The sequence below is a fragment of the Brevundimonas sp. NIBR10 genome (assembly GCF_027912515.1).
Classification (GTDB): Bacteria; Pseudomonadota; Alphaproteobacteria; order Caulobacterales; family Caulobacteraceae; genus Brevundimonas.
Genome location: NZ_CP115464.1, coordinates 2,671,387 through 2,685,131, shown reverse-complemented (window position 1 = coordinate 2,685,131; position 13,745 = coordinate 2,671,387). Strand labels below are relative to the sequence as shown.

Here is a 13,745-nt window from a genome sequence, read left to right as displayed (position 1 = left end):
TTCGCGACCGCCGCAACCGTCCCGGCAGCTTATTCAGGGACTTGTCGGCCTTCAGACTGCGTCGCGGCGGGCGTCGGCGACGTAGCGTTCTCGCAGGCGGGTCGCGATCGGACCGGGCTTGCCGTCGCCGATCTTGGTGCCGTCCAGCGACACCAGCGGCATGACGAAGGTCGAGGACGCGGTGACGAAAACCTCCCGTGCCCGCTTGGCCTCCTCGACCGAAAAGGGCCGTTCGTCCAGTTCGACGCCTTCCTCGGCGATCATGGCCAGAAGCTGGGTCCGGGTGACGCCGCGCAGGATGTTGGCCTGGGTATCGCGCGTCCGCAGCTTGCCGTTCTCGTCCACGATCCAGGCGTTGGTCGAGGAGCCTTCCGTGATCAGGCCCATTTCGTCGTACATCAGACACTCATAGGCACCGGCCTCGCGCGCCGCCTGTTTGGCCAGGACGTTGGGCAGCAGGCCCACCGTCTTGATGTCGCAACGGCCCCAACGGATGTCGGGACGGGTCACGCCGGCGGCGCCCTTGGCGGCCAAGGCCTCGCCCTTGCGCAGGTCGATGCGTTTGGCGGTGACGACGACGCTGGGCGGGGTGTCGATGGGAAAGGCATGGTCGCGAGGCGCCGTGCCCCGGCTGACCTGGAGATACAGGATGCCGTTGGTCACCCGGTTGCGCCGGATGGTCTCGTCCAGCACGCGCTTGAGCGCCTGTTTCGTCATAGGGATCGGGATCTTCAGCTCGGTCAGGCTGCGATGCAGGCGGGTCATGTGGCCGTCGAGGTCGCCCAGACGGCCGTCGAACACCGACCAGACCTCATAGACGGCGTCGGCGAACTGATAGCCCCGATCCTCGATATGGACCGTGGCCTGGCTGTGGGGCAGGTAGTTTCCGTTGACGTAGGCGACCCGCGACATCAGTCGATACTTCCTTCTTCATCGTCGCCGCCGCGCGAGGGCGACACGCCCAGCGACTTCAGCTTTCTGTGCAGCGCGGAACGCTCCATGCCGATGAATGCGGCCGTGCGCGAGATATTTCCGCCGAAACGCATGATCTGGGCCGCCAGATATTCGCGCTCGAACACCTCACGGGCCTCGCGCAGAGGCAGGGCGATGGTGCGTTCGGCGCCCGCGCCGCCGCCCGACGACCCCGAGGCGACTTCCTGAGGCAGCATTTCGGCCGAGATCGGGTCGTTGATGTCGCCTGTGGCCAGGATCAGCAGCCGTTCGACATTGTTCCTCAACTGACGCACGTTGCCGGGCCAGGGATTGACCTGAAGCACCGCGATGGCGTCGTCGCCCAGGGTCCGGCGCGGCAGCCCCTGCGAGGCGCTGAGGGTGTCGATGAAATATTCGACCAGTTCCTGGATGTCCTCGCGGCGTTCGGACAGGGCCGGGACCCGGATCGGCACGACGTTCAGCCGGTGGAAAAGGTCCTCGCGGAACCGTCCCTCGGTGATCTCGATCTTGAGGTCGCGCGAGGTCGAGGTCACGACGCGGACATCGACCTGGACGTCCTGTTCTCCGCCGACCCGACGGAACCGCTGTTCGACCAAGACGCGCAGGATACGGCTCTGGCTTTCGCGCGGCATGTCGCCGACGTCGTCCAGATAAAGGGTGCCGTTGTGGGCGCGCTCGAACACGCCGATCTTGCGCGGGCGGCCGTCGTGGCCCTCCTCGCCGAACAGTTCGAGGTCGAGGCGTTCCGGTGTCATCCCGGCGGCCGAGATGGCGACGAACTCGCCCCGCGAACGGGGGCTGGCCTCGTGGATCTGGCGCGCGACCAGTTCCTTGCCCGATCCGGGCGGGCCCGAGATCAGGACGCGACTGTTGGCCGGCGCGACCTTGGAGATCGTTGTGCGCAGGATCTGGGCGGCGGCGGATCGGCCGATCAGGCCGGTCGGCACCGAGGCCTGAGCCCTTAGACGGCGGTTCTCGCGCTTGAGGCTGGCGGCTTCCAGCGCGCGCTGGATGACGACCACGAGACGGTCGGACTTGAACGGCTTTTCGATGAAGTCATAGGCGCCGCGCTTCAGGGCGCTGACCGCCGTTTCGATATTGCCATGGCCCGAGATCATGACGACGGGCAGATCGGCGTCCAGGGACTTGACCATGTCGAGCAACTCCAGCCCGTCCATCCCCCCGCCCTGCATCCAGATGTCGAGCACCAGCAGGGTCGGTTTGCGCGCCCGGATACCCGCGAGGGCCTCTTCGGCGTTGGAGGCGACACGGACCGCGTGGCCCTCGTCTTCCAGCAGGCCCGAGACCAGCTCGCGGATGTCGGCCTCGTCGTCAACGACCAGGATGTCGGCGCCAGTGGATCGCATATCGCCTCGCTCTATTCAGCCGCGACCACGCCGGCCGGGAGAGCGCCCGCCGTGGTCCTTGCATTGGGGTTGAGGGGGAAGATCAGACAGATTTTCGCGCCGTTCAGCGTGTCGGCATCTGACAGTTTCAGCTCGCCGCCATGGTCCTCGCAGATGCGTTTGACGATGGCTAGGCCGAGGCCGGTGCCCTTTTCGCGGGTCGTGACATAGGGCTCGGTCAGGCGGTCGCGGTCGCGCGTCGGCAGGCCCTTGCCGTCATCCTCGATGATGAAGGTCGCGACCGCGTTCTCGACGGTCAGCCGCGCGCGGATGGCGACGGCACCCGCCTCGGCCGGGGTCGCCAGACGCCGCGCCGCCACGGCCTCGCCGGCGTTCTTGAGGATGTTGGCCAGGGCCTGGCCGATCATCCGGCCGTCGGCACGCCCCTTGGCGGCCGGCAGGGGCTCGACAAGCTCCACCTCCAGATCGGGGGCCGCCACGCGCTGGGCGAAGACGGCTTCGTGCAGCAGTTCCGCCATGTTGACCGAGGTGAAGCGCGGAGTCGGCATCCGGGCGAAAGACGAGAACTCGTCCACCATCCGGCCGATGTCGCCGACCTGGCGGATGATGGTGTCGGTGCAGCGGTCGAAGATCTCGACGTCCTCGGTGATACCAGGCCTGAATTTGCGCTTCAGCCGCTCGGCGGACAGCTGGATCGGAGTCAGGGGATTCTTGATCTCATGGGCGATGCGGCGGGCGACGTCGCGCCAGGCGGCGTTTCTCTGGGCCACGACCAGCCGGGTGATGTCGTCGAAGGTCAGGACCATCTCGCCGCCCTGCCCGCCCTCGATGCGGACACGCAGCCGCCGGGTCTCGCCCTCGCGCGCCACGTCGAGGTCTTCCTCGATATGGGCCTCGGCCCGGCCGACCAGATCGGACAGTTCCGGTGCCACATCACGCAGCAGCTTGCCGTGGACGTCGGCCTCGGCGACCGAGAGCAGTTGCAGGGCGCTATCGTTGATCGCGGAAATCCGGCCGCGCTTGTCCAGGCCGATGACCCCGGCCGAGACGCCCGACAGCACGGTCTCGATGAACAGACTGCGCGCCTGGGCGTCCTCGCTGGCGGTCTTGAGCGCCGCCTGCTGGTGCTGCAAGTCGCCGGTCATGCGGTTGAAGGCCTCGGACAGGTCGGCGATCTCGCCCGGTGCGCCGTCCGAGTCGACCCGCACGGTGAAGTCCCCGGCTGCGACCTGATCCGCCGCCTTGACCAGCCGGCCGATGGGGGCCGAGATCGCGCTGGCCGCCGACATGCCCAGCCACACCGCCCCGACCAGCACCAGCAGCGCCGTCTCAAGATAACTGAGCGCAAAGGCCGCCTGGATGCGCGCCCGGCTCTCTTCGGCCTGGCGGTAGCTCTGGATGGACACGTCCGACGTCCGCATCCGCTCGACCAGCCCGGGAGCCAGTGGTCGCACGATATAGAGGTAGGCGTCGCCATACTCGGGCAATGGATAGATGGCGCGGATGACGTCGGGGTTCTCGGTGACCGCGACCGGGATTTCCTCGCCCGCAGCGGCGCGCTCCAGTGCGTCACGGGACGGGGCGACATAGGGCGGGGCGTCGGGAGCCACGCCTTGCGCCATCACCTCGCCGTCGGCGTTCAGGACATAGACGGCCGGATAACCGAAGAAATCGGCCATCTGACCCAGGGCGCTGGAGAACTCGATCCGGTTGTCGAAGACTTCCCGAACGCCGCCGAGTTCGTTGGCCATACTGCCCAGGTCGCGCTGCATGCCCGAGCCGACGTCGGCGACATAGGCCTTGCCGATCTGGGCCCCGTTGTTGACGGCGGATCGGACGTTTTCACTGAACCACTGGTCGACGCCCCGGTTGACCAGCACCCCGAACACCAGGGCGATCAGGATGGCGGGCACCACCGCCACCAGAGAGAAAAGGGCCACGAACCGAAGATGCAGCCGCGCGCCTGGATCGGACCGGCGTTCAGCCGACAGCCGCATCACCCGGGCCCCGATGATCACGGCCATGCCGCCGATCAGGACCAGATTGGCCAGCAGGATATAGAGCACCGCCTGCCCCGCCAGCGCCCTGACCCCACCGTCGATCTCCGCGCCGGGCGCGACGGCGACCAGCCAGATCGCGGCGGCGGCGATGATGACGGCCAGACCATAGACGGCTCCGAACAGGGCGCGGGCGCGTCCTTCCGAAAACCGGGTCCAGGCGGACGTTCGGTCGGCAGGTTCGCGATCGTGTTCACTGGTCGTGGCGGGTGTGTCCGTCATGCCGCATGGTTGTCGGCCAACTGTGGCGAAAAATCAACATTTGAGTTGCGCAAATGCGGCAGGTCCGTGCGCCATAACGCCGTCAGACCCCGGGCGACCTCGGCCGAATTGTCCAGACGGCACAGGCGAGCCTTGGCGGCCCGGCGCTCCGTCGGGTCCACGGGCCACGGTGCCTGTTCGATATACCAGCCCAGATGTTTCTTGAATGTCTTCAAGCCAACAGGCTGGCCGTAGAAGTCGATCGAGGCCTGCATATGCTCCAGCACGATCGCCAGCCGTTCGTCGGCATCGGGTTCCGCCAACTGCGTCCCGTCGGCTAGGGCCCGGTCCAGGTGCGCCGCCAGCCACGGCCGGCCATAGACGCCCCGCCCCAGCATCACGGCGTCGGCCCCTGACTGGTCCAGGGCCTCGCGCGCCTCTTCGGCGGTGATGATGTCGCCGTTGACGATGACCGGGATCGACAGGGCCGCCTTGACCTCGCCCACCGCCACCCAGTCGGCGACGCCGGTGTAGAACTGCTGGCGCGTCCGGCCGTGGACCGTCACCGCCGCGACGCCCAGATCCTCGGCCCGTCTGGCGATATCGACCGCGTTGCGATGGGCGTCGTCCCAGCCCAGTCGCATCTTGACCGTCACCGGCCGCGTCGTCGCCCCGACCGCCGCCGCCATCAGCCGCGCGGCCAGCTCGGGCGTCCGCATCAGGGCCGAGCCCGAGGCCGAGCCGGTGACCTCCTTGGCCGGACAGCCGAAATTCAGGTCGATGATGTCGGCCCCCGCCGCCTCGGCCATGCGACAGCCTTGCGCCATCGCCTCGGGATCGCGACCGACCAGCTGGATCACCGTCAGGGGCAGGCCCTCGCCCACGGCCGCGCGCCGCACCACATCGGGCCGGGCGCGGGCCAGCTCAGCCGCCGCCACCATCTCGGTCGCCACATAGGCAGCACCCAATCGCGAAGCCAGTTGCCGGAACGGCAGGTCGGTGACCCCGGTCATCGGCGCCATCAGCACCCGCCCGGGGATCGACACGTCTCCGATGGTGAGGGTGTGGGCCATAGGCGGCCAGATAGAGGCTTTGCCCCCGGCGGTCCACGTAAGGCGCGGATCAGAACACAGCGATCGCCGCATGCAGCGCCAGGGCGAACAGACACAGGCTGCTCAGCACGAAGACCGAGAACCGCAGGATGATCACATTGACGGTCGTCTGGATCAGACTGTGGACTACCCGCAGACCCACATAGGCCCAGGCGATGGCGGCATTGATGCCGTCGCCTTGCCCAAGGATCGCAAGGGCCAGGGCGATCGCATAGAACAGCGTCGGCTGTTCCATCAGGTGGTTGTAGTTGTCGGCCTTCCAACGCACCCCGGCGGGCAGACCGGACAAGAGGTTCGCCGGAGGAATGGTCGGGTCCAGCCTGATCCTGGCCTTCAGCATGGCCGGGATGCGGGTGGCATACATCCACAGCCAGATCACCAGCGACCAGCAGACCAGCGCCACCACCGGCGCGATGATTCCCGACGACATGGACTTCCCCTCCTTCAAGCTTGGCCGTGAATGGGGCCCCGGTGCCGCGCGAATGTCAAATCCTGTGGCCCGGGGTCGTCAGGAAGCCGCCCTCCGATTAGAACCGCCGCATGACCTTCTCCGCCATCGTCGTCGCCGCCGGAACCGGCTCCCGTGCGGGAGGGGACAAGCAGTGGCGGACGCTGGCAGGCAAGCCCGTACTTCGCTGGTCGGTCGAGGCGCTGCTACAGGCGGGTGCCGAGGTCGTGGTGGTCACCGCCCCCGGCGACGGCGAGCGGGCGGCCGAGGCTCTGTCGGGGCTGACCGGCTGGCGTTCGGTCGACGGCGGTGCGACGCGGGCGGACTCGGTGCGGAACGGCCTGGCGGCGCTGGACGGGCCCGACAATCAGGTCGTCATGATCCACGACGCGGCCCGTCCGGGACTGAGCCCGGCGGTGATCGGGCGGCTGCTGACCGCGCTCGACGGGGCGGACGGTGCCCTGCCCGCCTTGCCTGTCGCCGATACGCTCAAGCGCGGTGTAGGCGGCGACGTGGCGGGCACCGTGGATCGCGCCGACCTGTGGCGGGCCCAGACGCCCCAGGCGTTCCGGCTGGGTCGCCTCCGCGCGGCGTGGGCCAACTGGCCGGATGATCAGACCCCGACCGACGACTGCGCCGTGGTCGAGCGGGACGGTGGCCGTATCGTGCTGGTCGATGGCGAGGCGCGACTGATGAAACTGACCTACCCCGAGGATTTCGAGATGGCCGAGGCCCTGATGGCGACACGGATGCAGACGCGGCCCGTCCAGACGAGGGTCGGCATGGGCTTCGACGCCCACCGTTGGGGCTCGGGCACGTCGGTGTGGCTGTGCGGGGTCGAGATCCCCCACGACCAGACCCTGATCGGCCATTCCGACGCCGACGCCGGCCTGCACGCCCTGACCGACGCCATCCTGGGCGCGATCGGCGAAGGCGACATCGGCGACCACTTCCCCCCGACCGAGCCCCAGTGGAAGGGCGCGCCCTCGGACGTCTTCCTGAAACACGCGGCCGGACTGGTGACCGCGCGCGGCGGCCGGGTCGTCCACGTCGACGTCACCCTGATCTGCGAACGCCCCAAGGTGAAGCCGCATCGTCAGGCGATGCGCGAACGGCTGGCGGAGATTCTGGACCTGCCCCTGGACGCCGTGTCGGTGAAGGCGACCACCACCGAGGCCATGGGCTTTACCGGCCGCGGCGAGGGCCTGGCGGCCCAGGCGGTGGCGACGGTGGAGGTTCGGGTATCGGCCCGATGATCGTCATTCACTCCGAGGTCACACCGGACAGGATCGGCGAGAATTCGGGACCAGAGGTTGGGGCGGAGCAACCACCAACATCTGTGTCTCGCGTGGCTCGGACCCCGCTTGCTTAGCGAAGAGTCGGTTCCTCACTTCTGGCGTCAGGGTGTCGATATTCACTGCATTCCAGCGCTGACCCTCGTCGTCTTCAACCGCCAGGACAAACCGACCTCCCTCCGCTGCGGCGTCCAAGATTCCGGGCGTGGCGGGGCCGCCGTATCTGTCGCTACCATTTCCCCCACTCGACCAGTGCTGAGGATGTTCCGGTCCAGCAGGCACGAACACGCGATAGCCCCGCCAAACCTGACCCGAGGGACCGGTGACGACAGACTGGACCCAACTGTCACGATTGCGACAATAGTTCCGAAATCCGATCGACCACGTCACCGATTTCGGATTTGAGAGATCCGTGGCGTGGTTGTCGAAACCGATGGCAAACGAAAAGCCCGACACATCGACATAGTACCCCGCTCTGAGTGAGAGCTCTCCTGCCGGTTCCAGTCTGACGGTTTCCGCACGAAATCGCTGCTCAACAGGGCTGGGCGGCGTCGAACAGGAGGGGATAACAAGGGCTGTGATGGCAAAAAGTAGCGGCCGCATCCGTTGCCCTCTCGAATTCAGCCGACGTTGATGCGTCAAGACTGATCCCGTCAAGTACGCTTGGCGCAGTGAGGAAATCGCTGTCGGGCTTCGGGCGGCAACTTGCATTCTTCAGCCCGTGTAAGCGGCCTGCCGCAGCCTACCCCTGCCCCCGGATATGCCGCCACAGCGAACCGAACAGGTTCACATAGTCGTCGGTCCACGGCCGCACCCCCGGATCGGGCAGGGTCTGCCAGCGCGGATCGGCCCGGAACTCAGCCAGGCCCGCTTCAGTCGGAGACAGGATGATGGCCTCGGTCGAGGCCTCGGCCATGTCGGGGGCGTTCTGGTTCTCGTAATAGATCTGATGCAGGTGCGGCGCGTTCAGGGCGCGGGCCGCCGCCTCGGCCGGGCCGGTGATGTCGAGGTTGCGGTTGGACAGGTGCAGGATCACCACCCCCGTGGGTTTGAGCAGCTTCAGGTATCCGGCGATGGCCTCCCGCGTCAGCAGATGGGTCGGCACCGAGTCTGACGAGAACGCGTCGATCAGCAGCAGGTCGTAGGTCCCCGCCGGCTGATCCGCCATGGTCAGCCGCGCATCGCCCAGCACCGTATCGATCGCCCCGCCGGGCCCCGCCGTCTGGGCGCAACCGTTGATGTAGGTGAACCATTTCGGGTCGCGGGAGAGTTCGTCGACCATCGGATCGATCTCGAAGAAGGTCATCCGGTCCTCTGCGCGCTTGTAGGCGCCCATGGCACCGGACCCCTGCCCCACCACCCCGATGCGGACGCCGGGGGCCCTGTTGCGGACCGCCAGCATGGTCTGGCCGATCGGCGAGACGGGGGCATAGTACAGGGTGGGCGTACAGGCGAAGCGCGGGTCGCGGGCCTGGGCCCCATGCAGGGTCGTGCCATGGGTCAGGACGTGAACCGACCCGCCCAGCCGTTCATCCTGCCGGTCGGCCACCCGCATGACGCCGAAGAAGCTGCGGTCGACCAGGGCCCAGTCATAGCCCCGCGCGATATACTGGGCCGACAGGGTCATCGCGGCCAGCAGGGCCACGTAGGCATAGGACCTGTCCCTGAGGATGAAGGCGATCACGGCGACGATGCCCAGCACCAGCATGGTCACCTGCTCCATCCGCAGCGGGACATTGCGGCTGAAGGCCCAGGCCAGGTCCCAGTCCACCGCGAACATGGCCGACATCAGAGGCGGGATCGCTGAGATCACCAGCGCCGCGACCCAGGCGATGACCTCCCACGGCTTGATCTCCCCGCCCTTCCACGGCCGCGCGAACCCGACCAGCACGAGCACCAGCGGATACTCCCAGACGAAGTCGAAGATCACCGGCGCCAGCAGGGCTGTGAAGGCCCCGCCCACGACCCCGCCGAGCGACATCAGCAGATAGAACTCGGTCAGCCGGTCCGGCGCGGGCCGCCTGGCAGCAAGCCTCTGGTGACACATCAGGGCCAGCAGGAAGAAGGCCGCCAGATGGATGCCGAACATCGCCGGCCAGGACCCCGAGTGAAAGGCGGTGAACACCACCACGATCGCTCCGACCGCGCCGCTGAGCGCCAGGGTCACGGGCAGCGGGATCCACGGCCGGTCCTGGAAGGCGATCACGAAGGTCAGCAGGTACAGGGCCAGCGGAATGACCCACAGAAACGGCGCCGAGGCCACGTCGGTCGAGAGGTGGGCGGTGACCCCCAGCATCAGGCTGGACGGGGCGGCGGCCAGCAGAACGAGAATGCCCTTGTCCTTCCAGGCGATCGGGGCGCTGACCGCAAGCGGCGCGGGCTCTGCGGTCTGGTCCAGCCGCCTGCGCCAGACGATCACGGCCAGAGCCACGACCATCAGCAGGAAGGCGCCGTACCCCCCGCTCCAGCCGAACCTCTGGCCCGACAGCGACATCAGGGGCTCGATGACGACCGGATAGGCCAGCAGGGCCAGGAAGCTGCCCAGGTTCGACGCCGCATAGAGGACATAGGGGTTCTGGCCGTCCGCATGGCCGACGCGGACACGGGCGTACCAGGCCTGAAGCAGGGGCGCGGTCGCCGACAGCACACCGAACGGGGCCCCGACCGACAAGGCCAGCGTCGCCAGCAACCAGCCGATCGGTGCCGACGGGTCTGGATCGCCCAGCAGGCCGTTGATCTTGAGTGGCAGGAACAGGGCGGCGACCAGCAGCAGGCCCAGATGGATCGCCACCTGGACCTTCATCGCCTTCACCCGCTGCAGGGCGTGGGCATAGGCGTATCCGGCCAGCAGCGCCGCCTGGAAGAAGACCATCGCCGTGTTCCACACGGACGGCGATCCGCCCAGCATCGGCAGGATCAGCTTGGTCACCATGGGCTGGACCACGAACACCAGGGCGGCCGAGGTGAAGATGGCCACGGCGAACAGCACGGGCGTGACCCGGTCGGGCCGGACCGCGACGGCCGGGTCGAGCGTGGAATCGGTCATGGGCCCTCCGATGCGTCGCACGGCTCGACAGCCGCACGCTGGGCCGCCACGTTAGAGTGACTCGCCGCCGTGGCGAGGCGTCACAAGGCCGGTCCCGGATGTTTCCCGACGATATTCAAGCCCTCGCCCAGACGGTCGTCGAGGCCGCGACCCGGCGCGGCGTCATGGTGGCCACGGCCGAGAGCTGCACCGGGGGACTAGTCGCCGGAGCCCTGACCGCCGTCGCGGGGTCTTCGGCGGCGCTGGACCGAGGGTTCGTGACCTATTCCAATGCGGCAAAGGCCCAGATGATCGGGGTCTCGCCTGAACTGATCGAGGCCTGTGGGGCCGTGTCCGAGCCGGTCGCCCGGGCCATGGCGACGGGGGCACTCGCCCATTCGGATGCCGGGGTGTCGGTTTCGATCACAGGCATCGCGGGTCCCGGCGGCGGCTCCGACGAAAAGCCCGTGGGACTGGTGCATTTCGGGGTCGCGGACGGTTCGGGCGTCGATCACGTCGAGCACCGCTTCGGCGACCTGGGGCGAGAGGCGGTGCGGCTGGCTTCGGTCAGGGTCGCCCTGACGCTGCTGCGGAACCGGCTGGCGTGATCGTCGATGCCCGTGGACACCTGTGTCCGGTGCCGTCGCTGAGACTGCGCAAGGCGATCGAAGGCCTGCCACCCGGCGCACGCGCGACCCTGCTGGCGACCGATCCGATGGCGCGGATCGACGTGCCCTATCTGATGGCTGAGCTCGGGGGTCGGGTGGTGGAGACGACCGAAGCCGACGGCGTCCTTACCCTCGTCGTCGAGACTGGCGACGCTCCGACAGGCTGACGACCGACCCGTTTCCGGACGGGGTCTCCAGCAGGGGTGCGCCCCGGGCGCGTCCGGCGATCTCCATCTCGGTGGCGAAGGCCCCGCCGTAAAAGACCGCGTTGATGTTCCACGACAGCCAGATCAGCAGCACCACCACGGCACCGACCGAGCCATAGGTCGCCCCCAGTGACGCGATCTGTTCGACATAGATGGCGCAGAGCCACGACGAGATCATCGACATCACCGTCGCCACCACACCCCCGGCGACCGACGGGACCCAGGCCACCGGCGTCCGATGCGACATGGCGTACCGGTACAGAAGCGTCAGCCCCAGACACAGGCCCAGCGCGGGCCACAGGGTGTCGAACTGAAAGCTCCAGCCCCTTGCCGCCGCCTTGGCCTGGGCTGCCGCCGTGTGCTCCAGCAGGCGCGAGGTGACCACCGCCCCCGACACCACGGTGAACAGGGCGAAGGCGAACAGGGCGACGATGAAGGCCAGCAGGTTGAACTTGAAGAAGCCGTGCGGCTCCTTCTCATCGTGGATCAGGTTGAGCCCGGCCAGCAGGGCCTTGAATCCCCGGTGCGCGGCATAGGCGCCGATGACGAGGGCGAAGGCCGATTGGGCCGACACAGTGCGGGCCCCGACGCTGGCCAGTCGCTCGACCTCGGCCCGAAAGATGGTCCGAGCCGCATGAGGCAGCATGTCGGCCAGCGCCACGGCCTGTTCCGAAACCTGGCTGATCGACAGCACTGCCTTGTAGAAGCCGATCAGGATGGCGATCGCGGGAAACACGGCCAGGAGGGCGAAGAAGGACACCCCGCCTGTGTAGAGCATGACGTCACGGCCCCAGCTGCGCGCGAAGGCCCGCACGGCCAGCTTCCCCCAGAACGCGGGGTTCAGACCCCGCGCGCCGTCCTCGTTCGTCTGTCCGCTCAATACGGTCCCCACCGCAGCCAAACCGGGACAGTAGCGGATTTCCCGCGCGGGGGAAGCCGGCCCTTCCGAACGAAGTTTTCCCGTGCAAACACAGCAGGGGCGTTGCGTCGTCACAGCGGCCGTCGCTATGGTCCGCGCGCCGCGAGGGGCCGCTGCGAGCGGTGGCCGTCGCGTCTGGAGACGTCTGGTTGGGCCCCGATCCGCGCGTATTGATTGTCGCCGAAACCGACGACCGGCTCGGTGCCCTGTGCCGGGGGCTGGACGCCGTCGGCTGGCGCACCCTGACCGCGAGGTCGGGCGCGGCCGCCGAGGCGGCGCTGAACGATTTCGTGCTCGAAGCCGCAATCCTGGACACCGCCCACCCCGACTATCCGGCCCTGGCCGAGCGTCTGCGTCAGGCGGCGGGGGACCGGCGGCTGTCCATCATCGCGGTCGGTCAGGCCACGGCCGCGCCCGGCGTCGACCTGGCCATGTCCGAGCCGCCCCATCCCGCCCAGGCGGCGCTGCGCCTCGAACAGCTGGTCCGCGCCGCCATCGCGGAGGAGGAATTCCGACTGCGTCAGGCGACCTTCGCCATGCGCGGAGCGTCGCTGAACCTGACCGACGACGAGGCAAGGCCACTCAAGATCCTGGTCGCGGGCGGGGTCGATGCGCGCTTCCTGGCCCTGTCCAACGCCCTGTCGGCGGGTGGAGCCGAGGTGGTGGCCGCGCCGACGCCCTATACGGCCTTCGATTACCTGCACGAAACAGCGTTCGATGCGGCCGTCCTGTGGGGCTCGCCCGACCATGCGCCGGCGCTGTCGATCGCCTCGGGCATGAAGCGGAACACCCGGCTGTATCACATCCCGCTGACCCTCTATCTGCGCCATCCCGGCGAGATCAACCTGGCCGAGCTGTTCAACCGGGGCTTCGCCGACGTCGCCTCGGCCGAGACCCCCGAGGCCGAGATCGCCGCGCGGGTGCTGGCCCTCGCCGACGCCCACCGCCGTCACGTGAACGTCCGCAGGGCGCTGGAGGCCGCACGCGGCTCGGGTCTGATGGACCCCTCGACGGGCCTGTTCACGCCCGAACTCTTCGCCGCTCACCTGGCCCGACTGGCCGAAGGCGCGCGCAATCGCCGGCGCCCGCTGTCGGTCTGTGTTCTGCGCGTCGCCGAGACCGATGTGCTGGCCCATGCAAGGGTGGGCGGCTGGCTGGACCGCGCCATGCCCCAGATCGGCGCCATGGTGTCGCGTCTGGTCCGGGTCGAGGACACGGCGGCGCGCCTGGCCCCCGAGGTCTTCGCCTTGGCCCTGCCCGCCACGGCCGGTCCCGCCGCACGCCTGGCGGCAGAGCGGATCGCCGCCGTGGTCGGCTGCACCGCCTTCGACGCCGGCCCTGAACGCTCGCCCTTTGTGGTCGAGTTCGACATCGGTTCGGCCGAGGTGGCCCCCGGCGAAAGCCCCGCCTCGGTGCTGGAACGCGCCTCGGCCGATCTCGCCACCCGTCGCGCCCAGGCCATCGTCGCGGCGCGCTCTGCGGGCTGAGCCGCC

General features: G+C 68.4%; 11 protein-coding genes. 4 read left to right on the top strand and 7 right to left on the bottom strand.

Going from position 1 to position 13,745, the window contains the following annotated elements; translation table 11 throughout:
* Window positions 1-51 precede the first annotated feature (51 nt).
* From O5K39_RS13210 to O5K39_RS13190, 5 genes are read right to left on the bottom strand one after another with little or no spacing between them, the layout of a single operon-like run.
* On the bottom strand, window positions 52-912 hold the full coding sequence (locus O5K39_RS13210) for a D-amino-acid transaminase (RefSeq protein WP_271144085.1): 861 nt from the start codon (window positions 910-912) through the stop codon (window positions 52-54).
* Entirely contained in the window at window positions 912-2,321 is a 1,410-nt protein-coding gene (locus O5K39_RS13205) for a sigma-54 dependent transcriptional regulator (RefSeq protein WP_271144084.1), read from the bottom strand. The genes O5K39_RS13210 and O5K39_RS13205 overlap by 1 nt, the downstream gene beginning before the upstream one ends.
* A gap of 11 nt (window positions 2,322-2,332) precedes the next feature.
* The gene (locus O5K39_RS13200; protein ID WP_271144083.1) at window positions 2,333-4,600 is read right to left on the bottom strand and encodes a PAS domain-containing sensor histidine kinase; all 2,268 of its coding nucleotides are present in this window, start codon (window positions 4,598-4,600) and stop codon (window positions 2,333-2,335) included.
* Window positions 4,597-5,652, bottom strand: a complete 1,056-nt coding sequence (gene dusB, locus O5K39_RS13195) for a tRNA dihydrouridine synthase DusB (RefSeq protein WP_271144082.1) — start codon at window positions 5,650-5,652, stop codon at window positions 4,597-4,599. The genes O5K39_RS13200 and dusB overlap by 4 nt, the downstream gene beginning before the upstream one ends.
* A gap of 49 nt (window positions 5,653-5,701) precedes the next feature.
* A complete protein-coding gene (locus O5K39_RS13190) occupies window positions 5,702-6,121 on the bottom strand; it encodes an MAPEG family protein (RefSeq protein WP_271144081.1) in 420 nt (139 codons plus the stop codon).
* A gap of 110 nt (window positions 6,122-6,231) precedes the next feature.
* Between O5K39_RS13190 and O5K39_RS13185 the strand changes: the two genes are divergently transcribed.
* A complete protein-coding gene (locus O5K39_RS13185; protein ID WP_271144080.1) occupies window positions 6,232-7,395 on the top strand; it encodes a bifunctional 2-C-methyl-D-erythritol 4-phosphate cytidylyltransferase/2-C-methyl-D-erythritol 2,4-cyclodiphosphate synthase in 1,164 nt (387 codons plus the stop codon).
* A 781-nt stretch (window positions 7,396-8,176) separates the two neighbouring features.
* Here the strand turns inward: O5K39_RS13185 and O5K39_RS13180 are convergent.
* Window positions 8,177-10,480 carry a fused MFS/spermidine synthase gene (locus O5K39_RS13180; RefSeq protein ID WP_271144079.1) on the bottom strand — a complete coding sequence of 768 codons (2,304 nt, stop codon included), beginning with the start codon at window positions 10,478-10,480 and terminating at the stop codon, window positions 8,177-8,179.
* A gap of 98 nt (window positions 10,481-10,578) precedes the next feature.
* Here O5K39_RS13180 and O5K39_RS13175 point away from each other — a divergent pair, with 98 nt between their 5' ends.
* On the top strand, window positions 10,579-11,067 hold the full coding sequence (locus O5K39_RS13175; RefSeq protein WP_271144078.1) for a CinA family protein: 489 nt from the start codon (window positions 10,579-10,581) through the stop codon (window positions 11,065-11,067).
* On the top strand, window positions 11,064-11,294 hold the full coding sequence (locus O5K39_RS13170) for a sulfurtransferase TusA family protein (protein WP_271144077.1): 231 nt from the start codon (window positions 11,064-11,066) through the stop codon (window positions 11,292-11,294). The genes O5K39_RS13175 and O5K39_RS13170 overlap by 4 nt, the downstream gene beginning before the upstream one ends.
* On the opposite strand, the gene O5K39_RS13165 is transcribed toward O5K39_RS13170, so the two are convergent.
* Window positions 11,254-12,213, bottom strand: coding sequence for a YihY/virulence factor BrkB family protein (locus O5K39_RS13165; protein WP_271144076.1), 960 nt, complete (start codon window positions 12,211-12,213; stop codon window positions 11,254-11,256). The genes O5K39_RS13170 and O5K39_RS13165 overlap by 41 nt on opposite strands.
* A gap of 188 nt (window positions 12,214-12,401) precedes the next feature.
* Between O5K39_RS13165 and O5K39_RS13160 the strand changes: the two genes are divergently transcribed.
* Window positions 12,402-13,739, top strand: coding sequence for a diguanylate cyclase (locus O5K39_RS13160; RefSeq protein ID WP_271144075.1), 1,338 nt, complete (start codon window positions 12,402-12,404; stop codon window positions 13,737-13,739).
* Window positions 13,740-13,745 lie beyond the last annotated feature (6 nt).

Bases quoted from the DNA above. Each gene is read 5' to 3' on its own strand.
- dusB (WP_271144082.1), bottom strand. From the start codon at position 5,652: ATGGCCCACACCCTCACCATCGGAGACGTGTCGATCCCCGGGCGGGTG.
- O5K39_RS13180 (WP_271144079.1), bottom strand. From the start codon at position 10,480: ATGACCGATTCCACGCTCGACCCGGCCGTCGCGGTCCGGCCCGACCGG.
- O5K39_RS13175 (WP_271144078.1), top strand. From the start codon at position 10,579: ATGTTTCCCGACGATATTCAAGCCCTCGCCCAGACGGTCGTCGAGGCC.
- O5K39_RS13200 (WP_271144083.1), bottom strand. From the start codon at position 4,600: ATGACGGACACACCCGCCACGACCAGTGAACACGATCGCGAACCTGCC.
- O5K39_RS13185 (WP_271144080.1), top strand. From the start codon at position 6,232: ATGACCTTCTCCGCCATCGTCGTCGCCGCCGGAACCGGCTCCCGTGCG.
- O5K39_RS13190 (WP_271144081.1), bottom strand. From the start codon at position 6,121: ATGTCGTCGGGAATCATCGCGCCGGTGGTGGCGCTGGTCTGCTGGTCG.
- O5K39_RS13210 (WP_271144085.1), bottom strand. From the start codon at position 912: ATGTCGCGGGTCGCCTACGTCAACGGAAACTACCTGCCCCACAGCCAG.
- O5K39_RS13205 (WP_271144084.1), bottom strand. From the start codon at position 2,321: ATGCGATCCACTGGCGCCGACATCCTGGTCGTTGACGACGAGGCCGAC.